The organism is Amycolatopsis sp. NBC_01480, assembly GCF_036227205.1.
GTDB lineage: Bacteria > Actinomycetota > Actinomycetes > Mycobacteriales > Pseudonocardiaceae > Amycolatopsis.
Genome location: NZ_CP109442.1, coordinates 2575650 through 2601023, shown reverse-complemented (window position 1 = coordinate 2601023; position 25374 = coordinate 2575650). Strand labels below are relative to the sequence as shown.

The 25374-nt window shown below is 65.8% G+C and carries 28 protein-coding genes and 1 tRNA gene; 11 read left to right on the top strand and 18 right to left on the bottom strand.

Annotated features, from left to right (window positions below):
• Positions 1-489 precede the first annotated feature (489 nt).
• From OG371_RS12340 to OG371_RS12330, 3 genes are all read left to right on the top strand, one after another.
• Entirely contained in the window at positions 490-1092 is a 603-nt protein-coding gene (locus tag OG371_RS12340; protein ID WP_329068659.1) for a hypothetical protein, read from the top strand.
• A gap of 146 nt (positions 1093-1238) precedes the next feature.
• Positions 1239-3389 carry a bifunctional MFS transporter/dTMP kinase gene (locus OG371_RS12335; RefSeq protein WP_329068657.1) on the top strand — a complete coding sequence of 717 codons (2151 nt, stop codon included), beginning with the start codon at positions 1239-1241 and terminating at the stop codon, positions 3387-3389.
• Entirely contained in the window at positions 3386-4585 is a 1200-nt protein-coding gene (locus OG371_RS12330; RefSeq protein WP_329068655.1) for a DNA polymerase III subunit delta', read from the top strand. Before OG371_RS12335 ends, OG371_RS12330 begins: the two co-directional genes overlap by 4 nt.
• Before the next feature lie 57 nt (positions 4586-4642).
• Here the strand turns inward: OG371_RS12330 and OG371_RS12325 are convergent, their stop codons facing one another.
• Entirely contained in the window at positions 4643-6343 is a 1701-nt protein-coding gene (locus OG371_RS12325) for a hypothetical protein (protein WP_329068652.1), read from the bottom strand.
• A gap of 138 nt (positions 6344-6481) precedes the next feature.
• Between OG371_RS12325 and OG371_RS12320 the strand changes: the two genes are divergently transcribed.
• Both OG371_RS12320 and OG371_RS12315 read left to right on the top strand, forming a co-directional pair.
• Positions 6482-6555, top strand: a tRNA-Thr gene (locus OG371_RS12320).
• A gap of 82 nt (positions 6556-6637) precedes the next feature.
• The gene (locus tag OG371_RS12315) at positions 6638-8224 is read left to right on the top strand and encodes a tyrosine-type recombinase/integrase (protein WP_329068650.1); all 1587 of its coding nucleotides are present in this window, start codon (positions 6638-6640) and stop codon (positions 8222-8224) included.
• A 2-nt stretch (positions 8225-8226) separates the two neighbouring features.
• On the opposite strand, the gene OG371_RS12310 is transcribed toward OG371_RS12315, so the two are convergent.
• Together OG371_RS12310 and OG371_RS12305 are read right to left on the bottom strand one after the other, a co-directional pair.
• Positions 8227-8916, bottom strand: coding sequence for an NUDIX hydrolase (locus OG371_RS12310; RefSeq protein ID WP_329068646.1), 690 nt, complete (start codon positions 8914-8916; stop codon positions 8227-8229).
• 144 nt (positions 8917-9060) lie between these two features.
• On the bottom strand, positions 9061-9219 hold the full coding sequence (locus OG371_RS12305) for a hypothetical protein (RefSeq protein WP_329068644.1): 159 nt from the start codon (positions 9217-9219) through the stop codon (positions 9061-9063).
• Between the two features lie 487 nt (positions 9220-9706).
• Between OG371_RS12305 and OG371_RS47400 the strand changes: the two genes are divergently transcribed.
• Positions 9707-10084 carry a transcriptional regulator gene (locus tag OG371_RS47400; protein WP_442876106.1) on the top strand — a complete coding sequence of 126 codons (378 nt, stop codon included), beginning with the start codon at positions 9707-9709 and terminating at the stop codon, positions 10082-10084.
• A gap of 143 nt (positions 10085-10227) precedes the next feature.
• Here the strand turns inward: OG371_RS47400 and OG371_RS12300 are convergent, their stop codons facing one another.
• The 5 genes from OG371_RS12300 to OG371_RS12280 are packed head-to-tail and all read right to left on the bottom strand — an operon-like array spanning position 10228 to position 14218.
• Positions 10228-12429: a cell division protein FtsK gene (locus OG371_RS12300; protein ID WP_329068642.1), complete on the bottom strand. Its 2202-nt coding sequence runs from the start codon at positions 12427-12429 to the stop codon at positions 10228-10230.
• Positions 12419-13276, bottom strand: coding sequence for a hypothetical protein (locus OG371_RS12295; protein ID WP_329068639.1), 858 nt, complete (start codon positions 13274-13276; stop codon positions 12419-12421). The genes OG371_RS12300 and OG371_RS12295 overlap by 11 nt, the downstream gene beginning before the upstream one ends.
• Positions 13273-13605: a hypothetical protein gene (locus tag OG371_RS12290; protein WP_329068637.1), complete on the bottom strand. Its 333-nt coding sequence runs from the start codon at positions 13603-13605 to the stop codon at positions 13273-13275. The genes OG371_RS12295 and OG371_RS12290 overlap by 4 nt, the downstream gene beginning before the upstream one ends.
• On the bottom strand, positions 13602-13949 hold the full coding sequence (locus tag OG371_RS12285; protein WP_329068635.1) for a WhiB family transcriptional regulator: 348 nt from the start codon (positions 13947-13949) through the stop codon (positions 13602-13604). The genes OG371_RS12290 and OG371_RS12285 overlap by 4 nt, the downstream gene beginning before the upstream one ends.
• Positions 13943-14218: a helix-turn-helix domain-containing protein gene (locus tag OG371_RS12280; protein WP_329068633.1), complete on the bottom strand. Its 276-nt coding sequence runs from the start codon at positions 14216-14218 to the stop codon at positions 13943-13945. Before OG371_RS12280 ends, OG371_RS12285 begins: the two co-directional genes overlap by 7 nt.
• 166 nt (positions 14219-14384) lie before the next feature.
• On the opposite strand from OG371_RS12280, the gene OG371_RS12275 reads away from it, so the two are divergent.
• The 3 genes from OG371_RS12275 (at position 14385) to OG371_RS12265 (ending at position 16026) form a co-directional block, all read left to right on the top strand.
• Complete coding sequence (locus tag OG371_RS12275; RefSeq protein WP_329068631.1) at positions 14385-14810, top strand: helix-turn-helix domain-containing protein; 426 nt, start codon at positions 14385-14387, stop codon at positions 14808-14810.
• A gap of 137 nt (positions 14811-14947) precedes the next feature.
• Complete coding sequence (locus OG371_RS12270) at positions 14948-15613, top strand: NUDIX hydrolase (RefSeq protein WP_329068629.1); 666 nt, start codon at positions 14948-14950, stop codon at positions 15611-15613.
• Complete coding sequence (locus OG371_RS12265; protein ID WP_328604960.1) at positions 15610-16026, top strand: NUDIX hydrolase; 417 nt, start codon at positions 15610-15612, stop codon at positions 16024-16026. The genes OG371_RS12270 and OG371_RS12265 overlap by 4 nt, the downstream gene beginning before the upstream one ends.
• Positions 16027-16417: 391 nt before the next feature.
• Here OG371_RS12265 and OG371_RS12260 read toward each other — a convergent pair whose 3' ends face one another.
• Positions 16418-16927: a nucleoside-diphosphate kinase gene (locus tag OG371_RS12260; RefSeq protein ID WP_329068628.1), complete on the bottom strand. Its 510-nt coding sequence runs from the start codon at positions 16925-16927 to the stop codon at positions 16418-16420.
• A gap of 308 nt (positions 16928-17235) precedes the next feature.
• Between OG371_RS12260 and OG371_RS12255 the strand changes: the two genes are divergently transcribed.
• A complete protein-coding gene (locus tag OG371_RS12255; RefSeq protein ID WP_329068626.1) occupies positions 17236-18117 on the top strand; it encodes a DUF4231 domain-containing protein in 882 nt (293 codons plus the stop codon).
• Positions 18118-18238: 121 nt separating this feature from the next.
• On the opposite strand, the gene OG371_RS12250 is transcribed toward OG371_RS12255, so the two are convergent.
• Genes OG371_RS12250 through OG371_RS12225 form a run of 6 tightly spaced genes read right to left on the bottom strand, consistent with a single transcriptional unit; the run spans position 18239 to position 21425 of the window.
• On the bottom strand, positions 18239-19024 hold the full coding sequence (locus tag OG371_RS12250; protein ID WP_329068624.1) for a hypothetical protein: 786 nt from the start codon (positions 19022-19024) through the stop codon (positions 18239-18241).
• Positions 19024-19392 carry a type VII secretion target gene (locus tag OG371_RS12245; protein ID WP_329068622.1) on the bottom strand — a complete coding sequence of 123 codons (369 nt, stop codon included), beginning with the start codon at positions 19390-19392 and terminating at the stop codon, positions 19024-19026. The genes OG371_RS12250 and OG371_RS12245 overlap by 1 nt, the downstream gene beginning before the upstream one ends.
• Positions 19385-19714, bottom strand: coding sequence for a YbaB/EbfC family nucleoid-associated protein (locus OG371_RS12240; RefSeq protein WP_329068620.1), 330 nt, complete (start codon positions 19712-19714; stop codon positions 19385-19387). The genes OG371_RS12245 and OG371_RS12240 overlap by 8 nt, the downstream gene beginning before the upstream one ends.
• Before the next feature lie 6 nt (positions 19715-19720).
• The gene (locus OG371_RS12235) at positions 19721-20170 is read right to left on the bottom strand and encodes a YbaB/EbfC family nucleoid-associated protein (RefSeq protein WP_328604954.1); all 450 of its coding nucleotides are present in this window, start codon (positions 20168-20170) and stop codon (positions 19721-19723) included.
• Positions 20170-20907 (bottom strand): ESX secretion-associated protein EspG, encoded by a 738-nt coding sequence (locus OG371_RS12230; RefSeq protein ID WP_329068617.1) that lies wholly within the window; start codon positions 20905-20907, stop codon positions 20170-20172. The genes OG371_RS12235 and OG371_RS12230 overlap by 1 nt, the downstream gene beginning before the upstream one ends.
• 5 nt (positions 20908-20912) lie before the next feature.
• Positions 20913-21425 carry a hypothetical protein gene (locus tag OG371_RS12225; RefSeq protein WP_329068615.1) on the bottom strand — a complete coding sequence of 171 codons (513 nt, stop codon included), beginning with the start codon at positions 21423-21425 and terminating at the stop codon, positions 20913-20915.
• A gap of 213 nt (positions 21426-21638) precedes the next feature.
• On the opposite strand from OG371_RS12225, the gene OG371_RS12220 reads away from it, so the two are divergent.
• Positions 21639-22928, top strand: coding sequence for an IS256 family transposase (locus OG371_RS12220; protein ID WP_329068180.1), 1290 nt, complete (start codon positions 21639-21641; stop codon positions 22926-22928).
• Here OG371_RS12220 and OG371_RS12215 read toward each other — a convergent pair.
• The 3 genes from OG371_RS12215 to OG371_RS12205 are packed head-to-tail and all read right to left on the bottom strand — an operon-like array spanning position 22925 to position 24768.
• Complete coding sequence (locus OG371_RS12215) at positions 22925-23596, bottom strand: hypothetical protein (RefSeq protein ID WP_329068613.1); 672 nt, start codon at positions 23594-23596, stop codon at positions 22925-22927. The two genes, OG371_RS12220 and OG371_RS12215, sit on opposite strands and share 4 nt — an antisense overlap.
• 16 nt (positions 23597-23612) lie before the next feature.
• Complete coding sequence (locus OG371_RS12210; RefSeq protein ID WP_329068611.1) at positions 23613-24311, bottom strand: DUF3558 domain-containing protein; 699 nt, start codon at positions 24309-24311, stop codon at positions 23613-23615.
• A complete protein-coding gene (locus OG371_RS12205; RefSeq protein ID WP_329068608.1) occupies positions 24241-24768 on the bottom strand; it encodes a hypothetical protein in 528 nt (175 codons plus the stop codon). Before OG371_RS12205 ends, OG371_RS12210 begins: the two co-directional genes overlap by 71 nt.
• Positions 24769-25374 lie beyond the last annotated feature (606 nt).

Genomic DNA, 25374 nt, shown 5'->3' with positions numbered 1-25374 from the left:
GTTGTGTGGGCTGGCTCGGCGTGGCGGATGACGCTTTCACTGCACTCAGCGCAGGGGAAGCGTCATCCGCTGCCCGCGGCAGCCGCGAGACCGGCTGGCTGGAGTCGCAGGGTCGGCCGGAGTCGCGGAGTCGGCTGGAATCGGGAGAGCCCGGTCAAACGCATTCGGGCGAACCCGTACCCCCATCCTGTCGTGTGCGGCGAGTCGACTTATCGCCCCCGCCAAGCCGCAGCCTTGCTCTGGCCGGGCGGCGCCACGACCGAAGCGGACCAGTCCACCGTCACCCTGGGTCACTGTTGTGTGAGTGGGCTCACCTCGCGAAGTCCCGTCCGGCGGTCGACCGCGGAGGGCGGCGGTTGGGAGACTGCTGCGGAAGTCGGCGTGCGGGCGCCACGGCCGGGTGGTTTTCTGCGGCCATTGGGCGGATGCGGGAACGACAGCTGTCGTTGACACTGGAAGGCGAGGACATTCCGTAGTGAGGTGGTCACCATGGGCATGAACGGTGGGGCTCCTTTCTTCAATGCCCCCGATCCGGAGCGTGACGGGACGCTGGCCGGGCCGATCCGCGGCGAGACGTTCGCCGATCCGCTTTCCGGGCTGGTCACGGCGGCCGAAGCGCCGCCGGCGACGGCTGCGGACGAAGCCGGTCGGCTGCCGACTGCGCGGCCGGTCAAGCACGATCCCGAGGTCGTGAAGCGGATGGTCGAAGAGGCGCTGCGGGAAGACGTGCAGCCAGGGCCCCGTCCTCCCGAGGCTGCGCAGCCCGCGGGGATCCGGCCCGACGGCGTGCCGCTCGGACTGCTGCCACGGCAGCGGACCTGGCCGACCCGCGCGCCCGAGCTGCTGAGGAAGGTGCCGCGGCCCCGGCCGAAGCCACGGGCCGACATCGCCGACGACGACATCGAGGCGGAGCTTGCCGAACGGCAGGTGCGCAAGCGCGGGCTGCCCTCCATGAGCATGCCCAGCTTCGGCCGGCCGTCGACGAACGCGGCGGGCGTGGTCATCGCCGTGGTGCTGCTCGTCGTCTTCGGCGTCGTCGCGATCACCATGGTGTCGAGCCTGGTCAGCAGTGTGGCCGGGTTGTTCGACTGACCTCCGGCGCGCCGCCGCACACCCGGGCCGGTGCCGCGCCCGAATCGGCGGCCGGTCTACCCTGACGACACGGTCGGGGGATCCGATGGGGCCCCCGGCGCCGCCGTGACGAGTGGGGTGGGCGTATCAGCGAGGGCGTACGGTCCATGCCCGGAGCCGATCCGGGCGGGTCGGCGGGCGCCGAGGCGTCCACGATCCACCGGGTCCGCCGGGTACTGGCGATCCGGCCATTCCGTCGGCTCTGGGGCGTCACCTACCTGTGCAGCGCCGCCGACTGGCTGAACCTGCTGGCCTTGACCAGCCTGAGCACCAAGCTGCTCAACAACTACACGGCGCAGAACTTCGCGTTCGTCGGCGTCGTGCTCACCAACCTGCTGCCCGGGCTGCTGTTCGCCCCGCTGGGCGGCCTGCTGGCCGACCGGTTCGACCGGCGCAAGGTCATGGTGATCTGCGACTTCCTGCGCTGCGGCTTCCTGCTCTCGATCGCGATCGTCGGGGCGCCGTGGTGGATCTTCGTCGGCAACTTCTTCGTCGGCTGCTGCTCGATCATGTGGATCCCGTCGAAGGACGCGGCGGTGCCGAACCTGCTGCGCCGGCCGGACCAGGTCGAGACGGCCAACCAGCTCGGCATGGTGATGACGTACGGCCTTTCGGTGATCACCGCGGCCGGCGCCAACGCGCTGATCCTCAGCGTGAACTCGACGTTCCACCTCTTCCCCGGCCAGACCGCGGACCTCTACATCGCCAAGCTGGTCGTGGTCGTCACCGGCCTGCTGTACCTGACCAGCGGCATCCTGATCGCCACCCGGATCCCCGAGCTCTCGCTGCGCAACGTCCACACGGTGGCCCAGCCGAAGGTCAAACCGGCGGACGAGGAGAAGTTCGGCTTCGGCGCGATGGTCCGCGACGGCGCCAAGTTCGTCCGCAGCACCCCTCTGGTCAGAGGGCTGCTGATCGGCGCGTTCGGCGCGTTCGCGGCCGGCGGGGCGGTGATCGGCTCCGCCAAGCCGTACTCCTCCTCCCTGCTCGCGGGCGACGCGGCGTTCAACCTGCTGGTGCTCGCCGTGTTCCTCGGCCTGGCGACCGGCATGGCCGTCGCGCCGAAGCTCGCGCGACGGCTGGCGCACGACCGGCTGTTCGGGATCTCGATCATCGCGGCCGGGCTGTCGCTGGTGGTCGTGGCCCTGTCGCCGCACCTGGCGGTCTCGCTGATCGCCGTGGCGTCGGTCGGGATCTGGGCCGGCACCGCGTTCCTGACCGGCGTGACGATCATCGGCTCCCGGGTCGAGGACGCCATCCGCGGCCGGATCAACGCGATCTACCAGTCGATGCTCAAGATCGTCCTGTTCGGCTCGACGATCGCGGCGCCGCTGCTGATCGGCCTCGTGCAGCCGCGGACGGTCAACGTCTGGGGCAGCCCGGTCACCGTCGACGGCACGCGCCCGGTGATGATCGGCGGCGGCGCGCTGGCCGTGCTGCTGGGCATCATCGCGTACCGGCAGATGGACGACCGCCGCACCGAGAAGATCCTCACCGACGTGCGCAACGCGCTGCGCCGCAGCCCGCGCCGCGTCAACGGCTTCCTGATCGCCCTCGAGGGCACCACGGCCATCAACACCGCCAGTCAGGCCGCGCGGCTTTCCCACTGGCTCGACCGGGGGACCCGCCCGGTGGTGCTGGCCAAGGGCTCGGTGTCCGACGACCAGCAGTTCGCTTCGCTCGTCTCGTCCTCCGCCATCTCCGGCGTACGGGCGAAGGCGCTGCTCGCCGCGGCCGTCCGCGCCGATCTGGTGGAACGCGAGATCGAGCCGGCGCTGGCCAAGGGCTCGGTGGTGGTGATGGAGCGGTTCGTCGACTCGCCGCTCGCGCACCTCTCGGCCGTCGCCGGGCTCGAGACCGCTGAACTGGACGGCCTGGCGGACTGGGCGACGGGCAAGCTGCGGCCGGACCTGACCGTGCTGCTCGACGCCGACCCCGGCGCGCGCGATCCGGGCCAGGCGCAGGCTTCGCTGAACGACCAGTGGCGGGTGCAGGTCCTGCTCGCCGAGATGGCCGCGGCCGACCCGGACCGTTATGTGGTCGTCGACGCCGATGGCACCGACGACGAGGTGGCCGAGCGCGTCCGCACGGCCGTGCGCGCGGTGTTCGTCGGCCGGCTCTCGGGGCTGGCCCCGACCGAGCCCCCCGCGGGCACTGAAGCGACCGAAACCGAGGCGGAGGCCAAGGCGGACACCGCCGAGGCGGAGGCCGCGGCGTCCGGGCAGGCGCCGGAAGTGTCCGAAGTGGAGGCGAAGTGAGCGCGCCGATCGGCGTCTGGGCGGAACTCGTCGGCCAGGAGCCGGCGTTGGAGACGCTGTCGTCGGCCGCCAGGGCGGCGGCGAAGATCGTCGCGGGCGAGCCCGTCGCGCCGGGCGCGATGACCCACGCGTGGCTGCTCACCGGGCCGCCGGGCTCGGGCCGTTCGGTGGCGGCGCGGACGTTCGCCGCGGCGCTGCAATGCAGCACTGGCACCGGTTGTGGCGCCTGCCCCGGCTGCCGCACCACGATGGCGGGCACTCACGCCGACGTCCGGCTCGTCGCTCCGGAGGGCCTGTCGATCTCGGTCGCGGAGATGCGCGCGCTGGTGCAGGCCGCCGCTCGCCGACCGTCCACAGGGGACTGGCAGGTCGTGGTCATCGAGGACGCCGACCGGCTCACCGAAGGCGCGTCGAACGCGCTGCTGAAGGCCGTCGAAGAGCCGCCGGAACGGACTGTGTTCCTGCTGTGCGCGCCTTCGGACCACCCGGACGACGTGTCGGTGACGATTCGCTCGCGGTGCCGGCTGGTGCCGTTGCGGACCCCGCCGCCCGAGGCGATCGCGCAGGTCCTGATGACCCGCGACGGCATCGACGAGGAACGCGCGCGCTGGGCGGCTTCGGTGTGCGGCGGCCACGTCGGCCGCGCGCGACGGCTCGCCACGGACGAGGCCACGCGCCAGCGTCGTGCCACCGTGCTGCGCATCCCGACCGGCCTGCGGCGGCCGAGCGACGTCTTCACCTGCGCCGATCAGCTGATCAGCGCCGCGGAGGCGGACGCGGGCGAGGAGAGCAAGGTCCGCGACGAGTCCGAGCGTTCCGAGCTGCGTACCGCGATGGGCGGTGACGGCATCGGCAAGGGCGTCGCGGGGGCCAAGCGCGCCGCCGAGGCCGCCGTGAAGCAGCTGGAGAAGCGCCAGAAGTCCCGCTCCACCCGGACCCAGCGCGACACGCTCGACCTCTCACTGGTCGACCTGGCCGCCTTCTACCGCGACGTCCTGGTCACCACCGCGCGCTCGGGCGCGACCCTGAACCACCCGGACCACGCGTCGGAGATCGAGTCCGCCGCGTCGGCGTGGACGCCGGAGTCGACGCTTCGCCGGCTCGAGGCCGTCCTGGAATGCCGCGAGGCGATCGGGCTGAACGTCAAGCCGCGCATCGCCGTCGAGGCCATGGTGACCACGCTCCGCCAAGGCTGAACGCCGAACGGCCCGCGCGAACTTCGCACGGGCCGTTCGACTTCCGGGAAACTCAGCTCACTCGCGCGGCCGCGGTGACGGCTTGAACGGCTTCGGCTCGTCCGGCTCGGGGCTGGTGCCCGGGGCCGGGTGGAGCGTCAGCATGGCGGGCAGCCGGCGACGGCTCGGGAACGCCGCGACCATGACCACGCCCATCAGCAGCATCGCCGTGCCGACCCAGAACAGCGGGACGGTGTCGTACGCGCCCGTGTAGGCCAGGTTCTTCGTCGGGCCCTGCGGCTGCGCGCCGCCGGCCGGAGGGCCGGGGCTGGTGCTGCCGCAGACCACGCCGCCCGTCGGGGCGTACGCGCGGGCGATCGTCTCGCCCAGCGAGAGCTGCGCGAGCGAAGACGGCAGGTTGTCCCCGGCGCCGGCCGGGAGCAGGTCCTTGAGGTTCTTCGTCGGCAGCACCTGAAGGTCGAACAGCCGCGCCGAGGCGCCCAGCTGGTAGCCCTTGAACGGCGTGGTCGCCTCCGCGCCCTTCTGCTCGAGGCCCGCGATGCTCAGCCGCAGCACGCCCAGGTCCAGCACGGTGCCGGCGGTGGTGCCGACCTGCTGGATGCCCTTGGTCGCCGTGGACACCAGGCCGCCGACCACCGGGATGTTGTTCAGCGCCCCGAATTGGTCGCTCAGCCCGGACAGCGGCAGCCCGATCGGGATGTCCTTGGTCGGGTGCGCCGCGTCGAGCGTGTACAGCGTCTTGCCCCCGGCCGCGATGGTCAGCACGGGCGCGGTGTAGTCGACCTTCGACGTTTTCTCGTCGCCGGTCGAGGTCACCTTCAGCGTCGGCTGGCTGGCGACCTTGATGCTCAGCTCCAGCGGCGTGCCCTTGAGGATGTCGATGTCCGCGGCCTGCAGCGTCGAGGTCGACTCCACGGCCTTGTTCTTCGACCCCGGCATGTCCACCAGCCGCACCTGCGAGCGTGACGACAGGGTGTTCGGCAGGCTCAGCAGGGAGCCCGCGCCCCCGGCCGCGGTCTGGCCGCCGCCCGACAGCAGGCCGCCGAGGCTCTGCAACCCGCTGGCCGGATCGAAGCCCTGCGCGAGTTTGGTGTTCTGCGGCAGATTCAGCCCGCCGTTGCCGAGCAACGGGATCTGGGGCAGCGACGGGATCACGTTCAGCAGCGAGAGGTTCGCGACCGACGTGCTCGCGTCGGCGATCGTGTCGACGCACGGGCCGAGGGAGTCGCTCCACCGGGCGTGCGCGGTGCCGTTCAGCAGGCCGATGTTGAGCAGCGGGTTGGACGGCGCGTTGATGCCGCCGCTGGTCTCCTTCGGGTTGTCGGGCAGCGCGGTCTGCACGATGCTGCCCGGCGTCTGCGGCGCCTGGCCCCCGACCGCGATCCCGAACGGCGACGCCTGCGCGATCGACCGCTCGTAGCTCAGGTACGACTCCGAGTTCGCCGACGCGCTGGACAGGCCCATCCCGGCCTCGAACGCCGACTGCTTGGGCAGCGTCTGGCCGAAGCCGGGCAGGATCGTCTGGGTGGTCACCGCGTTGGGCAGGAGCCGCAGGACGCCGAGCGCGGTGCCCGCGTCGCCGACCGCGTGCCCGAGCGGCTGTGGCCCGATCGGCGCCGACGCCGGGGGCTGGTTCGGGTTCCCCGGCTGGGGGATCGGCGTCGTGGGGATCTCCTGCGCGGCCGCCGGCCCCGCAGTGAGCAGCAGCAACGCCGCGGCCGCCGGGAGGGCCACCGCGCGGGGCAGTCTTCGCCGCATATGCCGAGTCCTCCAGGTGGTAGGCCGATCGTGAAGTGAGACCGGGGTCATAGGACCCTAACGACGCCGCCCCCGCAAGGTGACGCCCAGCGCCTCCGCTACACTTGTCGACGTCGCACGGCGCGAGCTGCGCGACATGCCGCCTTAGCTCAGTCGGCCAGAGCGATTCACTCGTAATGAATAGGTCGGGGGTTCGATTCCCCCAGGCGGCTCCCAGGCCAGCGGGGGCTCCGGTACTCTCCGGAGCTTCCGCATGGCCCGAAACGTGGCCCGAACGGGCGTAAAATTCGGCCCATGGCCACTTCCTCGAAGCCTCAGCAGCGCAAACGCCGTGTTCGCGGCAAGGTCGAGACGCTGCCCAGCGGGTCACTCAGGGTGAAGGTCTACGCCGGTATCGATCCGGTGACGAAGAAGGAATACCACCTGACCGAGGTGGTCCCGGCCGGACCTCATGCGGCGGATGAGGCTGAGAAGGTCCGGACGAAACTCCTCAACCAGCTCGACGAGCGCCGCGCCCCCAAGACGCGTGCGACCGTGAACCAGCTCCTCACGAAGCACTTCGAGTTGTTGAAGGTCGAGTCGAACACCCTCGACGGCTATGAGTCCCTGGCCCGGAACCACATTCGTCCGCTGCTCGGAGAGATTCAGGTCGGCCGGATCGATGGCGAAGTTCTGGACTCGTTCTACAAGCAGCTCCGTACGTGCCGCGCGCACTGCCGGGGTGAGAAGTTCATCCAGCATCGGACGGCCAGGCCGCACGAATGCGACGACCGCTGTGGCCCGCACAAATGCAAGGGACTCGGTGACGGCTCCCTCCGCAAGATTCAGGCGATCCTGTCCGGCGCCGGTAAGCGTGCCGTGCGCTGGAAGTGGCTCGGGACGAACCACTTCGACCTTGCCGACTCGCTCCCGGCGGCGCGCCCGAACCCGAAGCCGCCCACGACTGAGCAGGCCGCGAAGATCGCCAACGAGGCCTGGCGTGATGTCGACTGGGGCATGGTGGTCTGGCTCGCCTTCACGACTGGCGCCCGACGTGGCGAGTTGTGCGCGTTGGCGTGGGACCGCTTCGACTTCGGCAAGCCAGAAGCCGTGGTGACCATTCGGACCAGCATCGCGCAGAAGGGCCGCAAGACGTGGGAGAAGGAGACCAAGACTCACCAGCAACGGCGCATCACGCTTGACGCTCAGACGACCGCGCTGCTCCGGTCGTATCGCGAGGAGCGTGCCGAACTCGCCGGACTCGACAAAATGCCTGGTAAGGCGCGCGTCTTCTCATTGAAGCCAGACGGTAGCGAGTGGCTTAAGCCGGACTCGGTGAGCCAGCGCTATGCCCGGATGTGCGCCCGTCTCGGCTGGGACATGAACATTCACCAGCTCCGCCACTACTCGGCAACGGAGCTGATCACGGCTGGTGTCGACGTCCGGACAGTCGCCGGGCGGCTTGGCCACGGTGGCGGCGGGACGACGACTCTTCGCGTCTACAGCGCGTGGGTTGCCGAAACGGACCAGCGCGCGGCGGGAACGCTCGCCGGACACTTGCCGGAGTTGCCTGCCGCCCTTAGCCAGGGTGGGAAGCTCGCCCCGGTCAAGCCGGAAGTGGCTCCCGAAGAAGCGAGCCCATACCAGCGCATCGCGCAGGATCTTCGCGGCGCCATCGTGTCCGGCGTGCTTGTGCCCGGTCAACAGCTTCCTACCGTCGTCGACTTGGCCACGCGCTACTCCGTGTCCTTTGGAACCGCTCAGCGCGCGATAGCCCAACTTAGGGCCGCGGGGCTGGTCAGCGTGAGCCGTGGCAGGCGCGCCGTGGTCGCCGATCCCCACGCCGACGCTGAGCCTGCCAAGGTGGTCGGGCTCGACACGGCACGCCGGAAGCGGAAGTAGCTCTACGAACCGGCGTTCGCCGCGTCGAGCGCGCGGAGAACCGGTCCGTAGACCTGCGCGGCCGGAACGAACCGTTTGAGGTCGGCCCGGTCCACCCAGATCGCCGCGACGTTCTCGACGACGTCGACATTGCGTGCTTCCCCCGCCACGTAGTCGCATAGGACGTACTCGCAGAGCACGCCGGTCGTCGGATGCAGCCGGGTGCCGAGCTTACGCGTCACGACGCAATGGACGTCCGTTTCGGCCAGCGTCTCGCGGACCGCCACCACGGCCGGACGTCCGCCTGGCTTGACCACTCCGGCGGGAAACTGCCATGAAATGCCGCCTGCGTCCTCAGCGCGACGGCAGACGATCAGCACTTCGGAGCCCCGGACGACCACGGCCACTGCGACACGCAGGGGCTGAAATGCCATCGCGGTCGGCCGATCGAGCGGCGCGAGCAACTCGTCAATGCTCAAGCCGAAAATGCGTTCCAAGAGTCGGGCCGTAGCCGGGCGGACCGCGCCGAGCGGCCTTCCATCCGGATGAGCACCGGCGACGAGTCGCCCGAGGTGCCGAACGCTGAGCGTGCCCGGCTCATCGTGTTCGCGAGCGAACTTCTCGGCGAACTCGGCGAATTCTTCGAAGGTCTGCCGCCGCTCCCAGATCAGTTGTTCGAGCAGTGTCCGCGGTGCCGGCTGGTCCTCGTCCATGTCCCCCATCTCCGATCCCGAGTCGTCCGTGTGGCGCCTACAAGTCCTGTGCCTGTCCTGGTCTGTGACCCGCACCGACCAGAGACTTATTTCATTCTCTCACGGAGGTCGATTTAGACCCAGAATGGAAGGCTTGCGGGTGAGCTACGAACGGCCGGGGAAGGTCGCCGGGTTGTATCTGAGCTGGTACCGGTGCGCCGTCGACGGGCGCGACCACGCGGTCACCGATGAACAGTTCTTGGCCGGGATGCGGGCGCGGCAGGGCCGGTACGGGGCGGTGTGCGGCCACGTGGTGAACGTCATGTCGGCGCTGTCCGCGCCGGGTGCTCCGTGTACTCGGTGCCATTCGTTCCTGGCCGCGCGGGCCGCTCTGGGGGACGTGACTGATCAGGCAGCGAAGCATCGGCATAGCAAGCCCGGTCTGTGGCGGCGACTGTTCGCGCGCTCGTGTACTCCGGCCAGTGTCGGCCGGACCAAGGTTCCGGCGGGAGCGGGTAGCGCCCCGATCGCACCCGTTCCCGCCGGAGACCACGGACTGCGGGGCGCCCCGTGACAGTGCGACTTCTTCTCGCGCGTCCGTTGCCGGGCACTGTCGGTGAGACGCGCCGGGTGGTGCACGTCTTCGAGGTGCCGCCGGAGAACACGACGCCGGAGCAGTTGATCGCGCTGTGCGGGTCGGCGTTCGGTCCTGGGCAGCTTGAGCTGCTCGACCGGCTACGGGGGATGCCGTGCGAGTCGTGCTTGCGTCGGACGCCGACCGACCCTGAGCTGATCGACCGGAGCGCCTACGGTGGCCGATAGCTCTCGGTTCGGTGATCTGGACAGGTGGCTTACGCATCCTGACCGGCTTCTCATCGCGGCGGCTCTGGCAGACAAGCGATGGCACAAGTCCGAGGAGATCCGCGATGTGTTGGAGATGGGGCCGGACCTGTTGTCGAGTCGGCTCGCTCCCCTTCACCGAGCGAGGTACGTGGAGCGGAAGCGTGATGCTGCGCGTACGACGTGGCGCCTGACTTCGACTGGCAGCGATCGCCTCGCCGCGCACCTCGCGGCACTGCAGATCGTCTTGTCCAAGGTGACCAAGTTGGTCGGCGGCGGCGGTACCCCTCGGCCCCGAACGTCGACCAGCTGTCCCCGGCCTCAGCCAGGTCGTGAACCTGGCCGCTGAGGGCGGGTTTGGGACGGGTGAGACGGGTTTCGCTGAACCCGTCTCGCCCGTCCCACGTGTTTGTATCCCCTGGCCGACGAGGGTTTGTACCCGTCACACCGCCTGAGACGGCGTGACGGGTACTTGAGACGGGTTGTGACGGGTTACGGGTCGTCCTCCCCGTCTCCGGGGTCCAACGTTCCCGCTGCAACCGCATCCACGGCGGCCCGGATTTCTGCCGTCGCGTAACCGCGTACTTGCTTCGTTCGGCCGTCGTCGCTGGGCACCCGGAACCGCTCGGAGCGGCACCCGTAGTCACCCATCTGCCGCCCGAACGCGGTCGGCTCGACGTCAAGTGCCTCGACCAGTTCTGCGGTCGGCACGAACTCCCGCCTGCCCTCGTCGAGGTCATCGCCCAGATACTCGACGACGGCCGCCAATGGCTCGGGCAGCTCGATCCGCTCAGCCGCTACCGTCGCCGATTCCGTGCTGCCGGACCCGATGGCGCGCGCGACGGCGGCGTGGTCGAGCGCGGGCCGAGTGTCCTGCCCGGCCGCATGCCCAGTGAGTGTTCCGGCCGCTTCGCGCAGAGCACGGCCTTGCTGACAGATGGCTTGCCAGTCCTCGTTCGGCATGTAGTAGGTCCGGACCGTGGTTGCCAGGACGTCAGCCCCGGCGGCAGTGTCTCCATCCGGGCGAAGGATGCCGACGCCTTTGTGCGAGGGAAGCAACCGGGACGAATCGAACCCGCGCGTGTTCATCTGCTCGCCGAGCACGATGTTCGAGTCGCGCCAGTCCATCACCCGCAGTGCGAACCTGGACCCGAGTACCGCCCGGAGCCCGGACGGGATGGTCTTCGAGTCCGGCCGTTGGGTGGCCAGCACAAGCACGATCCCGGCCGCTGGTCCCTTCTTGGCCAGCCACGTCAGCAGTTCGCCCACGTACTCGCCTGCCGGGACTTTCTTCCCCTGCACCACAACGGGTGTCCGATCTTCCAACGGCACCTGAACCTCATCGACGAACACTGCTGTGATCGGCATGTTCAACGTGGAGTCGCGGGACATCTCCGGCGTGACCTTCGACTCCGGGCAGGTCAGGTCGTCCAGGTCTCGCATTCGACGGAACCTGCCCTGGACCTCGCTCACCAGCTCGGCGAGCCAGTCCACGAGGGTCAGGATGTGTTCGGGCTCGTCTCCGGACATGAACCGGTGCGCCACCTGCGCGGCGGCGTCCCAGTCCTTCCCCGCCTTGAAGTCCGCCACATAGAGCCGGACCCACGCGTCCAGGATCAGGCCGGCGGCCGCGAGCCGGGCGGAAAAAGTCTTCCCCTGCCTGGGTATCGCTCCCACGAGGAGCGACGTCCACACGAGAGGCAGATCAATCCGCCGGTCTCGGGCATCCCGGCCGAACGGCACCGGCCGCCACGCGTCCCATCGGGACACTCCGAGCAGCGGTGTCCGCACGGGCGGCTTGCTGTAGGGATCCTCGTCGGCCACCCACATCGAGACCCGCCCGGCATGGCCGCCGTTGCCCCGGACCCGTTCCACAATGAGCTGAACTTCATCTACCGCGAGCGCTGAGGCGAGCGCGTCCCGGTTCTTCACGACGTCGGCGGCTTTGCGGGTCGCCGGGAGATCGACCGTGACGGCCCATCCGTCGCCGACCCGTGCGGCGCGTTCGACCAGCCGAAGGGACTCGTCTTTGCCGATCAGCTTCGCGTCCCGGAACGCGTCCACCAGGACTTGTGGGTCCATGGTCCAGGTCAGCGTGCGGGGACCGGCAAGTGCGGGTTTCCGGCCAGGGCTGCCGTCCTTCCTTCGTCCGAGGATCGCCAGTGCCACTGACGTGACGGCTCCGGCAATCCACAGTGGATCGGTGCCGTACACGAGGTCCACCACCGCGACCACCAGTGCGACGACGGCGAGCACGACGCCAGTCACTTTCCAACGGAACAAGGTGAGTTCACGAATCTCCGTGAACTTGTCGGCCAGCTTCTCCGATTCCTCGGCAGCCGTGCGGTAGTCGGCTACGCGAACCCACTGCCGCCACCACCGGACCCCGACCACACCACCGCGAATCACGGCACCGAGGTAGCGCCACGGCGCCCGCAACACCGCCACGACCGCGTCCTTTGCGGCTTGAACCGCTTGTGGCTTGCTCTTCAGCCACAGCGGCACCCGGGGCGAGTGCTGCCACCACCGCACGAACCGGCGTCGCATGGTCCGGCGGCGCGGTTGCGGCAACGTGTCGTCGATCAGCTCACCGTCCAGGACCGGCCCTACGTGCTCGACCGCGCCGGAACCGGCCTGGGTGAGGAGCGTGGCACTGTTCACGGACTCGGCCGTCGCGTTCTCGTCAGAGTTCATGACTTGCGCTCCCTTCCGGGGTCGTGTCCGTGAGTTCCGCCGTGAGAGCACTGGCGAGCCGAGGGGACAGGCCGCGCGAACAGCCCGTGACCTCGCGAATCCACGCCGGTGTGATGACGACGCCGGCCGACCAAGCGGCCCGCGCGTCGGCGAGGTAATCAGCGAACAACTTGCGTCGAGCACTCGTCGTCCGGCGCGGCTCGTGACGCACCGGGGATGACGTTGGCTCGTGAACCTCCGGCCGCTCCACCGCCGGTTCGGTGTGGTCGGCCGCGTCCGTAAACGCCACCTTCACGGCCTCGGTGAGCTTGTCCCGGAGATCCGTGATCGCCTCGGCTGCGGCGAACACGATCAGCGGCGGCACCGAGTGCAGCACGACACCGGACAGCGAACCGGCGGCGAACGATGCCCACGTGTTCATGACGTACGTGGCCCCGAGCGCAAACCACTTTGCCGTGCGAACCCACCGGCCCGTGTGGACCTGGTACCGCGAGGTCATCTGTTCGGCGCGCAGGATCGCCAGCAGCACGAGTGACACCGTCGGGTCGAGCAGCCATGCGGCCAGCCATGGCAGAGACCACGGCACCGATCCGGCGGCGGCGAACCACTGCACATTGGCCATCGTGAAGGCCAGCCCGAGCACGATCCCGGCCCAGCACAGCCGGTCCACCTGAGACCGGACACGCTCGACTCGCAGTGCGACCACGTCCGGGTGGTCTTGCCACCGGCGTACCTCCGCCGCGTCGGCTGCCTCGGTGGCAAGCCGCTGTGCGCGGGTCGGGGCGGGTGGCCGCCCGGAGGCGGCCACCCCTTTCAACCCTTGGAGTTCCTTCGCAGGCTCCGTCATCGCCGACCACCACCGTGGTGCTTGGTGGTGTCCATCGACGTGACCGTCAGAGCCCGGGTGAGCACGTGAGCGGCGATCAGGTCCGGCACGCCGAGCACGACGAGCAGCAGCGTCGGGTTTCCGGGATGCGTGATCACCAGCCACTGAACGCCCGTGAACGCTGCTCCCGTGAACAGGACGCGTCCGATCAGCGATACGGCTCTTGCCGAAGCGCGAGCCGCATCGGCTGCTCGGCGCGCCTTGCGCGCTCCGAACCGCCACACCACGAACAAAGCGAGCAAGATGCCGATCCCCGCGAGGATCTGCGCCGGCGTCAGGTTGACAGTCATCGCCGCTCACCTCGTCCGCGACCGGCCCGACGCTCCCGCCAAGCCTGGTAGACGGCCCGCCGGTCGGACTCGGGCAGCGCGCCCCAGACTCCGACTGTGTCTGCACCGGCAGACCGCAGTTCGAGTTCCAGGCACTCACTCATGACCGGGCACCCGGCACACAGCCGAGCGGCCAACTCCCGGTCCGGGTCGTCCTCGCCGGACAGCTCCGGTATCTCCGAGCGATCGAACGCCCAGAAACACAAGCCGTCCCGCGTTACCACCTCGGCCAGCACGTCGCCCGGCACGACGGCGTACCGATCCAGATAAGCGGCAATCTCCTTGAAGCCGTCTCGGTTCACCACGACGCACCCCCTGCGGTGCGGTCGGCCTCGCGCTCCATTCGGCGCTTGGCGATCAGCTCGGCGAGATCAATGCAGCCGCCCGAAGCCGTGACCTCGGCAATCAGTTCGTTCAGGGCGGCTGCAGGCACGACATAACGGGTGCGGATGCGAACTGCGGGGAAAGCGTCGTCCCGGATGGCGCGGTAGAGCGTCACCGGGTTGACGCGCAGGATGCGCGCCACTTCCCCGACTGTGTAGAACGTCGGTCCGACGTTCTGATTGGTATCCATGAGAGAAGACCCTTTGATCGAAAGACTTATTTAATCCAGAATTTTGGGATGATTTGATCCCTCGAAGGCGCAACAAGGCCGAATGTGTCCGCGTGGGCGCGGAGAGTGGGCCGCGGAATCGCGAGCCGCGCTAGTCTCGGCGTCGAGGCGGAGCGCGGAGGGATACGTGTCGGAAGACTGGGTGGCAGTCGCAAGAGCGATCAATCAGCGCATGGCCGAACTCGGTCTCAGCCAGCGCGAGTTCATTGCGCGCTCGCAAGTCTCCAAGGCCACGGTTCGCGAAATCCAGCACAACACGGCGCAGCGGCGACGCAGTGACCGCACGCTTGAAGCTCTGTCCGTCGCGCTCGACCTGCATGCCGGCTACTTGGCGGCGGTGCTTGCGGGTCGCCGACCACCGGAGGTAGGGGAGCCGACGCCGCGCGGGGATGACGACATCCCCGGCCGACTTGCGGTCATCGAACACCAGTTGCGCGAAATTACGGACCGGCTCCGTGATCTGGGCACAGTGAACGAGCGTCTGGACGAGATCAGCGCGAGTGTTGAAACTGTGCTCGGCTCCATCTCGAATGGCCGGCAACAGCGCCGCTGACTGGGGGCTCGGATGACTTGTTTTCATGCACCTCAGTCAACGCCGGACCGTCGTCGCAAACGATGCATGACCAGTGCAATCACGGTGCATCACCAGTGCACCAGCAGTGCACCCCGCGGCGTCTGGGGGTGCCGCGCGTGGATTTCGTGAGCGAGTGGACCGGACGGACGGCGACCGCTCTGCAGGCTTCTCTCCGTATGAGCAATGAGGCCTTCGCGAAGCATCTGGGCATCGCGGTGCGAACAGTTGCCTCGTGGCATACCAAGCCGGACGTCACGCCAAGGCAGGAGATGCAAGAACTGCTGGACACCGCCTTCGGCCGGGCGTCAGGTCCAGGCAAGGCGCGATTCAAGCGGCTGACTGAGCAGAGCGACGAGCCACAGAGGCCTGCGGCGGGCGGCGGGCCGGTCCAGGCTCTGCGGGTCGCAATCGCCGTCGTAACCGATGGGTCGAGAGTCCTCATCGTGTGTCGGCGCGATGAGAACGGCGATGGCATCTCGTGGCAGTTCCCGGCAGGGATGGTGAAGCCCGGGCATGCGGCGGAAACCGTGGCCATCCGGGAGACCCTTGGTGAAACCGGCGTGCATTGCGCTGTGACTCGCAAGCTCGGCGAGCGGCTTCACCCGATTACACACGTACAGGCGGAGTACCTGCTGTGCGAGTACTTGACCGGGGAGGCGCAAAACATGGATGTCCTGGAGAATGTTAACGTTGCCTGGGTTGAAAAGACCAAGTTGGTGAAGTTTATCCCGGCGGAGCAGATTTTTCCGCCCATATTGGAAGCCTTGGAGGTGTCGGAATGACTGAAAACGCGTCAGCCGACAAAGAAAAGTCGATCGCGTCCGCCGTCATCGTGCATGAGGGTCAGGTACTTCTCGTGCGCCGCCGGGTGAAGGAAGGCAGCTTGTCGTGGCAGTTCCCGGGCGGAGAGATCGAGGATGGCGAGTCCGCGAACGAAGCTGCGGTTCGGGAAACGCGAGAGGAGACCGGCCTTGAGGTCAAGGACGATGCGATCCTTGGTGAGCGTGTCCACCCGAACACTGGGCGGACCATGATCTATGTGGCTTGCCAGGTCGCCGGCGGAACTGCCTCCGTGGTTGACGACGACGAGCTTGCAGAATTCGCCTGGTCAGACAGCGCGACGCTGACCGATTATGTTCCGTATCCATTCTACGGGCCAGTTCAGGAGTACCTGAATGAGAACTTGTCCAACTAAGCGAACCGACTGAGCGGCCCGCGACTGGATTTCCAGCTTGGCGGGCCGCTCCGACGGTGGACTTAGTACAGCACGTCTCCAAGCCGCTCGCGGACTACTCCAGAGTGGAGCAGACCCGGGATCGGGACCCCACCGACAGAAACACGGGTACTGGCGACGTCAGATGGAGAATTCGCGGGCAATTCATCGAGTAACGTGATCGCCCTGCGAGCCCATTCTCCTGCGAGGTCGAATCGGCGCGCATCATGAACATCCTCGTCGCGGTACCGGAATGCCAAGGCGTACGCGGTTTCCGCCGCGGCTCGCTTATCTATTTTCTTTTCCGCAGTAAACATTTTCTGGAGCTCGTCAATTGAGACTCGGCGTGCGGCACTTTCGGTCATTTAGGACCTTAGTAGGCGAGTTTTTCGGCGAGTGTTTCGTAATCAAACTGCTCGGCCGCATCGAACCAAAGCCCTACTTCGTACTTTGCTTCTTCAGAATTTCCCGACGCATGCACGAGGTTCATCACTGCCTTGCCGCTCACTTCGGAGGACGTCTTCGTCTGGTGCGCGTAGTCGCCTCGGATAGTGCCCGGCGCCGCGTCGCTCGGAAAGGTGCCACCAATGATCTTCCGAACCTTTGCTACCGCGTCGACACCTTCGAGCGCGAGCGCGATCACCGGTCCGGACTGCATGAACTGAGCAGTGCAATTATAGACCTCTGCTCCGGCGCGCTCTTCAAGGTCGAAGTAGTGTTTGCGAGTGAACTCCGCGTCCATCTGCCTCATCTTGACACCGACGATCTTGAGCGCGGCCTCCTCGAAGCGCGCGAGAATACGGCCCGCCAGCCCGCGAACAAGGGTGTCCGGTTTGAGTAGGACCAGGGACCGCTCAACGCCAAGGTCTGACGAGTCAGTCATGGCTACTTCCTTTCGTCGTTGGTAGTGCACGGATCGTAACCTACTCGCTGTGCGAAGGTCTTCCGGATAGGCGGCGGTGCGCTGGCATCCCGCAAATGCAATGGCCGCTGTGCGGGAAGACATTTCCAAGATCGCGAGCGGCAATTCCGGTACTCAGATTCTGTGGTATTGGCCGCAAAGTCCGTCGGAATTGGAGGTAGCCACGGCCGAGTTCCTCTTCGATTCGCTCGAATAGAGTCTTGACCTCGGCGCCGGTACAATGCGATTGTAGTCTTCGTACTTGCTTGTCTAGGTATAGCGGGGGATCGGTGGCTGCGGAATCCTATCGGGGAGAGAGCTTTGTTTCGTGGCTGAAAAGGACGCTCAAAGCGCCGACGTATAGGAATATTTCAGATGATGAGCCATCTCGCTCTGTTCGTCGGGTAGTTATACGTACAGAGATCGACTTGAAAAAGGCGCACGCCGGCCGTGTCGCTGCCCTGTGGATTGCCATCGCGTTCGCTGTGGCATTAGTGGCGCTCATTTTACTTGAGAATCTTAAATTGCTGACCTTGGATAGCTGGTTACACTTATTGCTAGTTAGTGTAGCCGCCGCGGCGATTCTAGGCGCTGTACTTCTCGCGCTGATATTCTCGTGGAACTGCGCTACCATTCGTGAAAACCTGGCTTTGATGCGCGAGTTCTACAATGAGAGAGTCGCAGATGAGCTAGGGGTAGCAGAGCAGGAAGACGACGAGCTAAAGCTGCTAAAAGTTCGCCATCAGTACAGGGAAAGTGCATCTGTTGTAATAGAGGATTATCGGCAACAGGCAGCCAAATACAAGCGCAGGCACGACAGATTTCAGACTATTACTATCATTGGATCCGTAGTAACATCGGCTATTACCACCGCCTCGGTATCGTTCTCCTTGTTTAGGGTTGCGGCGATTGTCATCAGTCTTGTGGTCGGTATAGCTACGGGCATTAATGGTTATTACAAGTTCCGTGAGCGATCGTTCAATTTACAACAAGCGTCCGATTCGGTTGAGCGTGAGTACAACTCGGTACAACTTCGTGTAGGTAAGTATGCGCACTGCTCGGATGAAGCAGATGCGTATCGGTTTTTTTGCCAGCAAGTGGAGATGATCCGAGACGAGCAGGCTAAGCGTCAGCAGCAGCTTGAGCAGCCTGTCGAAACCAAGAAGGAGTGAGTTTATTGACTTGGGCCAGCAACAGTCGAACGCAATGTAGGGTCTCCTCCGTGCCTTGCGAAACTGGTCGCGGACCTCTCGCTAGCGGGTTGTTCATTCCGCCAGCTTTTCTCTTGACGCTCTAGCCTGCGGGGTTGACATGCCAACTGCCAGGGTTTCCGATCTGGTCAGGCAGGGGAGTCAATTGTTTGAAGCCGGCCGCGCTGGCGGTGAACCCGATGGCGGTGCCCTTGTATTGTCCGAACTGCTCGACCGCGCTGGAAAGTAGGTCGGTGCAGTTTCGTATAAATCCGGTCAGAATGTCTATCGTTGCTTGGAGGGCGTTCGACGCCTCTAGTTCTCCAACTCCTGGAATCAAGGTAATCAAGACATTTGCTGCAGCATTAACAAGATCCGCTGCCGTGTTTCCGATAAACCTGACTATGGCTGCGTACGTGTTGTATACGATTGAAACGCAGTTGCCGAGTGTTGTCCCCATGGCTGCAATGGCGGATTGATCAGTGTCGAACGCACCAGTCACATCGGCGGCGTATGCCGAGTACTGATTATACGCTGGACCGGACCAGTATCCGGAGAGTTTCTCAGTTGCGTGTTGGATTTCGGTGCGAGAGTCGACCATCGAGGTGTTCGACGCCCAGCCTTGAGCTATGAGCTCGATCTTCTCGGCATTTCCGAAGAGATTGTTCTTGATGTTGTCAAGCATCTGGATTACGTCCGGATGGTTGACTTTCTCTGCGACTTCCCGGATCTTCTTGTCAGAATCGCTGGGATACGGAATGCTGGGGAAATTCGGTATCGGGTTCGCTTTTGGAGCTGCTGGAGCAGGGCTGTCCGAGAGTGGGTTCGACCATGACGGCGGAGTGCTGCCCGTCGGGCCTGGAGACGAATTCTGGGACGGGTCGGCCATCAGTGGTCGCCTTTCTGGTCTGGCTGGTAGATGCCGCCCTCGTTGACCTTTTCGGCCAGCCAGCCGAACTTCTTGTAGTACTCCTCGTCCTGTGCTTCGTAAGCCTTCGCGGCGGAGTCGAGGTTGTAGGCGGCACTGGTGAGACTGCTGCAGCTTGCGGTAACTTTCTGACTGATCTGGTCGAGCGCAGCGTTGTACTCGGGGATGATTCCCGCCAATTTCCCGATGAGGCCAAGGTCTAGTTGGCTCATCCTGAAGTTTGGAAGATCTTGATTAATGAGCTGAATGTGACGTTCTGCGGCATCAACAAAGGCAGCCTGTGTTTTCCGGAGCGCTCCCGGGACGACTTCGAATCCTTTATCAGTCACTAGTTTCCCTCCTGGCGGAGTCGCTCGCTGCTGACGCGTTCTGCAGCGCTTGGTTCATTTGCGCGCGCGCTTGGACCTCTGCTTCGCGGATCGTCTGGGCGATCTGGGCACCGAGCGCACGGCCATTAGTGGAGGTCAGGCCGTGCGGATCGATGGTGACCGACACGAGGGTCCCTCTTCCTGACACTGTGACGGCCCCCGCGCCGCCGGGGATCCGGCGGTTGATCGCAACCTCGGCGGCCGCTGCGGCCGCCGCTTCTGTCCGGTGCAGGTTTGCTTCGATTTCCTGGGTGAGGGCGTAAAGTTGGTTGTAAATCGACATGGATTGTTACTCTCCCGGATCCAGAAAGTCGTAATCGCTGAAATCGTCGTCGTCCTGGATTCGTGGCCTCCGCGTGTCCACGGTCGACGGGGCCGAGGCCGTTGGCGGCGCGGCTTGCGCGGCGGGCGAAGGATCCGGCACGGGCGTGTCAGGGTGAGTCACCGCCAACACTTCAGCGCGCGCGTGCTGCCCGGCCGCGATCCGAGCCTGAGTGAGCGCTTCGACGACGGCGGGGCCGACCAGTTCCGGATGAGATGAACGCAATGCGTCGTCGCGAATGACAATTTCGAAGATGTCCCCACGACCGGTGACGATGGCGGTCGCGGTGTTGTCACGGGAGGCTCCGCGGAACCGTTGCGTGGCGAGTTCTGCGTCGACCTCGGCAAGGCGCTGCTGCCGTTTGACGACATCTTGGCCGTTGCTGATCCCAAGAGCTTTCAATATATCCACGGTCATCAAGCGTCCTGTCGTGAGTGAAGCCCGTCGAGAAGGTCAGCGACTCGCGCCGTAGTAGCTGCTGAGAGGTCCCACCGCTCCTCGTCGTAATGCTTGCTGATCTGTAACGCCCACCGCCCTGCAGCGGTGTCGTAGACCCGTAGAGGGAACTCACAGCGGTGACGGCCGTTTCGATCGCGTTGCTCGGCATAGAGCTCGGCGCTGACCAACGGCGGGTCGGCGATGATCCGTTCAGCCTGCCGTACCGCACTGTTGCGCGCGAAGCCGGTTTTCCGGGCTTCGAGCAGTTCGCTGCGCAGCACCGTGACCGGTTGCGCGTTGGACCGCACGTGATCGTGCGGCAGCACATCCGCCAAGACGGTGCTGAGCCGTTGGGGCCGGAACGTCCGCACCCAGATCTCGTCGCCGTCCCGGATTGCGATCAATCCGAACCACGACGATCCGGCGGCCAACGCAGACAAGTGCTGCGAGCCGTCACTGAACCAGCCGTAGCAGGCGTGCGGCGGCTGACTCAACAGCTCGGCCACGTCGGCCAGTTCTGGATCGTCCACGCTGCGCGTCGGCCCGTCGTATCGGCTTCGCAGTTCCGCGAGCCGCTTGTCTGCGTCCGTCTGCGCCTCCGAGTCATGCCACTCCGCCTGCGGAGCCAGCACAACGTGCAGATCAGCGCCCGTCTCACCGGTCACTAACGCCGCGAGGTCCGTTGCGGCGAAGCCGACCGGTTCGGGAAACCACATCGGCGCTACACCCGTTTCTTGGGAGCTTCGCCGATCACTGCCGGGCTTGCAGCCATCCCGGTCTGCGGATCCACTAGCCGCTGGCCGTCGTCCGCTGCCAGGAACAGCTCATCGTCGGACTGTATGTATTTCCGCTCGTGTTCCTCGTCCTCTTCGGCCTTGCGGCCTGCGCCCATCCCGCCGACACCTCCGCTGCCCGGGCGACCCGACTGCGAGCTTGTGGCACCGCCAGGCCCGCGAGATGCCGCCGTTTCCGACGATGCGCCGATCCCGCTGCCACGGCCGCCGCCCAGCGCGTTGTCGCCGGGGCGGCCACCTGAGCCGGTGCCGGCGTCGAATGAACCGGTGCCGCCCGCGCCGCCGACGGCAAGCCCGCTCGGGTTCCACGAGCCACTGCTGCCCTGGCTCCCTTGAGGATTCGGATCCAGAATGCCGCTGCGGTATAGACCAGGGGTGTTCGACGCGCCGCCAGGATCTAGCCCGGTCTGCGCACTTGGCGCAACGTAGCTGTTCGGCACCGTTGACTGGTCCCCGCCGGAACCGGCTGTGCTCGGCGAGGCTGCACTGCCGTGCACGGACGACGGTCCAGAGGTGGTGGTCCCGGCACCTGGTGCGAAGGAGCAATGCTTGAAACCTGTGGATGGCTGGGAAGGGGGCGTACCTTCCCGGTGACCGGATGAGGTTTCCAAGCATGGCCGACGCGCCAACGTCGGCCGGGAAGGCACGACCCGATGCTGAGCGTAGTCCCTGATCCTGCTGCTGGTGATGACGGTGCGGCGGGCGGCTCGTCCGCGTCGTCGATGATCGATGAGCTGGTGCGTGAAGGCGCGCGGCGGATGCTGGCCGAGGCGTTGCAGGCCGAGGTCGAGGCCTACATTGCCCGGTTCGCCGGCGAGCGTGACGAGAACGGGCATCGCCTGGTGGTGCGCAACGGTCACCACGAACCGCGCGAGGTGCTGACCAGCGCGGGCGCGGTCGAGGTGACCGCGCCGCGGGTCAACGACAAGCGCATCGACCCCGACACCGGCGAACGCGAGCGGTTCTCCTCGGCGATCCTGCCGCCGTGGGCACGCAAGACCCCGAAGATCACCGAGGTGCTGCCCTTGCTGTACCTGCACGGCCTGTCCTCGGGGGACTTCGTGCCAGCGCTGGGTCAGTTCCTCGGGTCGGCGAAGGGCCTGTCGGGTCCGGTGATCACGAAGCTGACCGAGCAGTGGAAGGCCGAACAACGCGCCTTCGCCGAACGTGATCTGTCCACTGTGGACTTTGTTTATCTGTGGGCGGACGGGATCCACGTCAACATCCGCCTGGAAGAGCAGAAACTGTGCCTGCTGGTGATGATCGGGGTGCGCGCCGACGGCCGCAAGGAGCTCGTCGCGCTGGCTGACGGGTACCGCGAGTCGGCCGAGTCCTGGGCGGATCTGCTGCGCGATGCCCGCCGCCGCGGGATGCGTGCCCCGGTGCTGGCCGCGGGCGACGGGGCACTGGGGTTCTGGGGCGCGCTGCGGGAGGTGTTTCCCGAGACCCGGGAGCAGCGCTGCTGGTTCCACAAGATCGCCAACGTGCTGGCGGCGCTGCCCAAGTCCGCGCATCCCGGGGCGAAGAAGGCCCTCGCGCAGATCTGGAACGCCGAAGACCGCCGGCACGCCCTGGACGCGGTGAAGGCGTTCGATGCCGCCTACGGCGCGAAGTTCCCCAAGGCCGCCGCCAAGATCACCGACGACATTGACGTGCTGCTGGCGTTCTACGACTATCCGGCCGAGCACTGGATCCACCTGCGGACCACGAACCCGATCGAGTCAACCTTCGCCACCGTGCGGCACCGCACCAAGGTCACCAAGGGTCCTGGCTCCCGCGCGGCGGGGTTGGCGATGGCATTCAAGCTCATCGAAGCGGCCCAGGCTCGCTGGCGCGCGGTCAACGCGCCCCACCTGGTCGCCCTCGTCCGTGCCGGCGCACGGTTCGAGGCAGGCAAACTCGTCGAACGCCCCACCGAACACATCCCACCCGCAGCCGCCTAAAAGATCTTCATCCACAGGTCTTGACTATTGCTCGGTGCGAAGGCATCACCGCCGTGCGACGCAGTCGAGCCCGCGACATGGCCGGACTGTATTGCCCCACCCGTGCTGCCGCTGTGTCCGGTTGGGCCGTGAACCGCGGGCGCCTGCGTGGTGCTGATGTTCATCGCGTTCGGGTCGATTTGGCCGTAGCTGGTGGGCATGAGCCGCCCGGTCTCGTCCGACGCCGCTGACCAGGACTTCATCGCCGCCACGTTCGCCGTCGCAACATTGTTGCTCTGCTGGGTTTTGCCTTCGATGTCGGCGTCGATCGCGCTCTGCAGACCGAAGAAACCCGACATCGGCGGCGGAGCTTGCGGTACCGGCGGAACCGGTTGAACCTTGGCCTTGACGGAATGCCACGCAGATGCCTGTGTCGTCAGACCCGCCTGCGCCAGGGTTGCAGCTCCCGCAGCATGAGCATGCTCGACAGCTAAAGGACCTGCACCCCGCGAAGCCGCGCCAGCCGCGTCGCCGACCCACCCTTCCTCCATGGCGGTAGCCAACGACCGAATTTCTGTCGCGCGGTCGTCGTATCGGCCTTGGATTTCAGTGACGCAATCGGCCGCATGTGCCAGCCCGTCTGGCCCTACGGCATTGGCGAAGTTGTCGTAGATCTGCTGCCCGGACATCGACTGTCCCGCCATGTTACTGCGCCCCCTGGACGGTGGAAAGGATAGCTTTTGTCACATTCGTGGCTGCTGTCGTGGCATTGCTGCCGGGCGTGCCCTGAATCAGCACCAGCATTTCAGTTTGATCCGAAAGGCCAACCAGCATGGTGACCTGCCCTTGATCGCGGCGATCTGCGGTGTTCGCCAGTACTGCCGGAAATCCACTCACGACGGTCGGTTCGAAGTAGCCATCTTTGTAATATCCGGTGCCTTTTTGCCTGTAGGCATTTGTCAGACCGTCCTTGACGGTGGTCAGAAACGATGCGCTGACGGCTGTGTATCCATCGCCGAACCGCCACCCGCAGCCAATCCCGCTGGAAGCCGAATCAGCCTTCGGCTGGCTGAGCTGCATCGTGGACAGCTGTGTCGGTGTCAGCATGCTGCACGGATCCGCAAGGAACTTGTCCACGGTCAGCGGAGTGGAAACCTTAGGGGCCTCGACGTTCTGGCTTCCAGTCGAGGTGGACGGACCACTTTGGCTGACTCCTGGAGGTGCCGGATTTGCCGTCCCCGGAGTCGAGCCGGAGCATCCGCCGACGAGAACAACCCCGACGCTTGCCGCGCTGGCTACTGTAAGGCGAATTTGATAGCGATTCACGGCCGTCCTATTGATACATTCCACTGGTGGGGGGATTGCTCGGATTGACTTTTCCGAGAGCTTCTGCGACTTCGGCATCGTGTTGAGTGTAGCTGCCGTTTGCTTTTTTTAATGCATTGATGTATGCGAAAGCGCTGCGCTGCATCGAAACATTATGGTCGATCATTTCCTGTATCGACGCTTGCGCTAGTCGTGCCTGCTGAACTGCGGGTTGGTCGGGCGACGGCGGTTGCGCGGCAGCCAACGCCATTTCCTGAATTTTCTGGTCATCCTGCAACCCTTGGAGCACATTCTCCCACCGGGATATCAATTTGGTGATATTCCCAGGATCGAATCGGTATCCACTCTGGCTCGCGGAGTTCGTCGCATCGGCGGACACACCTGCGCCGGCGAAGACGTCTGGAGTCCATGGGGAGCCGGGCTGGCCTGGTGTGTGTTGCATGGCTGCCAGGCGCGCGTTCCCCATCGCTTGGTCGATGTCCTCGGGCGTCTGCGCGTGTCGATCCGGCGGCGAGCTGCCACCCGCTGTTCCCATACGATGCTCCCCTCGCACCCCGTCATCGCTTCGGCGTAGTCGGCTGGCCGAGCTCGCCGATTCTGCATTGACAACCGTAGCGGACTAGTTACCCCGAGTGGAGTCGAATCGAGGAAGGTCACCAGAGTTAGATTGAATAGATCCCTATTTGAAGGATGAAATAATCCAACAATGTCGCCCTTTATGCGACTGTCCAGCGATGACGTCGGCGAGTCGGTGCACGGGTTCGGGGCTCGCGCAATGGCGGCCCAGTTGTACGCCTCGCCTGAGGCGAGCTTCGGCTGCGCCGACCTAGGCTGGTTCGAGGGTGCTCAGGGCGGCGACTGTCGGTGACGGGTCCGACAGGCGCGTCAAAGGCGAGATGAGTGAGTTCGGACACATGTCGCGTGGCCCGGACGGTGGCCCGAACCAGGGTGCATCAGGGCAGTTCAAGGCAGCTCGGTCCATGGACTGTGAACTGAAGTGCCTGGTCGAGGACATATTATGCCATGTATGGGGAACTCGTAATGAATAGGTCAGGGGTTCGATTCCCCTAGGCGGCTCCGCAGGTCAGGCCCCATCCGAAGATCATCGGATGGGGCCTGACTCGTTCAGCGGAAGGCAAAG

Excerpts from the sequence above, each read along its gene's own strand:
- OG371_RS12340 (WP_329068659.1), top strand. The coding sequence starts at position 490 with ATGGGCATGAACGGTGGGGCTCCTTTCTTCAATGCCCCCGATCCGGAG.
- OG371_RS12335 (WP_329068657.1), top strand. The coding sequence starts at position 1,239 with ATGCCCGGAGCCGATCCGGGCGGGTCGGCGGGCGCCGAGGCGTCCACG.
- OG371_RS12325 (WP_329068652.1), bottom strand. The coding sequence starts at position 6,343 with ATGCGGCGAAGACTGCCCCGCGCGGTGGCCCTCCCGGCGGCCGCGGCG.
- OG371_RS12315 (WP_329068650.1), top strand. The coding sequence starts at position 6,638 with ATGGCCACTTCCTCGAAGCCTCAGCAGCGCAAACGCCGTGTTCGCGGC.
- OG371_RS12310 (WP_329068646.1), bottom strand. The coding sequence starts at position 8,916 with ATGGACGAGGACCAGCCGGCACCGCGGACACTGCTCGAACAACTGATC.
- OG371_RS12305 (WP_329068644.1), bottom strand. The coding sequence starts at position 9,219 with ATGACGTTCACCACGTGGCCGCACACCGCCCCGTACCGGCCCTGCCGC.
- OG371_RS12300 (WP_329068642.1), bottom strand. The coding sequence starts at position 12,429 with ATGAACTCTGACGAGAACGCGACGGCCGAGTCCGTGAACAGTGCCACG.
- OG371_RS12295 (WP_329068639.1), bottom strand. The coding sequence starts at position 13,276 with ATGACGGAGCCTGCGAAGGAACTCCAAGGGTTGAAAGGGGTGGCCGCC.
- OG371_RS12290 (WP_329068637.1), bottom strand. The coding sequence starts at position 13,605 with ATGACTGTCAACCTGACGCCGGCGCAGATCCTCGCGGGGATCGGCATC.
- OG371_RS12280 (WP_329068633.1), bottom strand. The coding sequence starts at position 14,218 with ATGGATACCAATCAGAACGTCGGACCGACGTTCTACACAGTCGGGGAA.
- OG371_RS12265 (WP_328604960.1), top strand. The coding sequence starts at position 15,610 with ATGACTGAAAACGCGTCAGCCGACAAAGAAAAGTCGATCGCGTCCGCC.
- OG371_RS12260 (WP_329068628.1), bottom strand. The coding sequence starts at position 16,927 with ATGACTGACTCGTCAGACCTTGGCGTTGAGCGGTCCCTGGTCCTACTC.
- OG371_RS12250 (WP_329068624.1), bottom strand. The coding sequence starts at position 19,024 with ATGGCCGACCCGTCCCAGAATTCGTCTCCAGGCCCGACGGGCAGCACT.
- OG371_RS12240 (WP_329068620.1), bottom strand. The coding sequence starts at position 19,714 with ATGTCGATTTACAACCAACTTTACGCCCTCACCCAGGAAATCGAAGCA.
- OG371_RS12235 (WP_328604954.1), bottom strand. The coding sequence starts at position 20,170 with ATGACCGTGGATATATTGAAAGCTCTTGGGATCAGCAACGGCCAAGAT.
- OG371_RS12230 (WP_329068617.1), bottom strand. The coding sequence starts at position 20,907 with ATGTGGTTTCCCGAACCGGTCGGCTTCGCCGCAACGGACCTCGCGGCG.
- OG371_RS12220 (WP_329068180.1), top strand. The coding sequence starts at position 21,639 with ATGCTGAGCGTAGTCCCTGATCCTGCTGCTGGTGATGACGGTGCGGCG.
- OG371_RS12215 (WP_329068613.1), bottom strand. The coding sequence starts at position 23,596 with ATGTCCGGGCAGCAGATCTACGACAACTTCGCCAATGCCGTAGGGCCA.
- OG371_RS12210 (WP_329068611.1), bottom strand. The coding sequence starts at position 24,311 with ATGCCGAAGTCGCAGAAGCTCTCGGAAAAGTCAATCCGAGCAATCCCC.
- OG371_RS12205 (WP_329068608.1), bottom strand. The coding sequence starts at position 24,768 with ATGGGAACAGCGGGTGGCAGCTCGCCGCCGGATCGACACGCGCAGACG.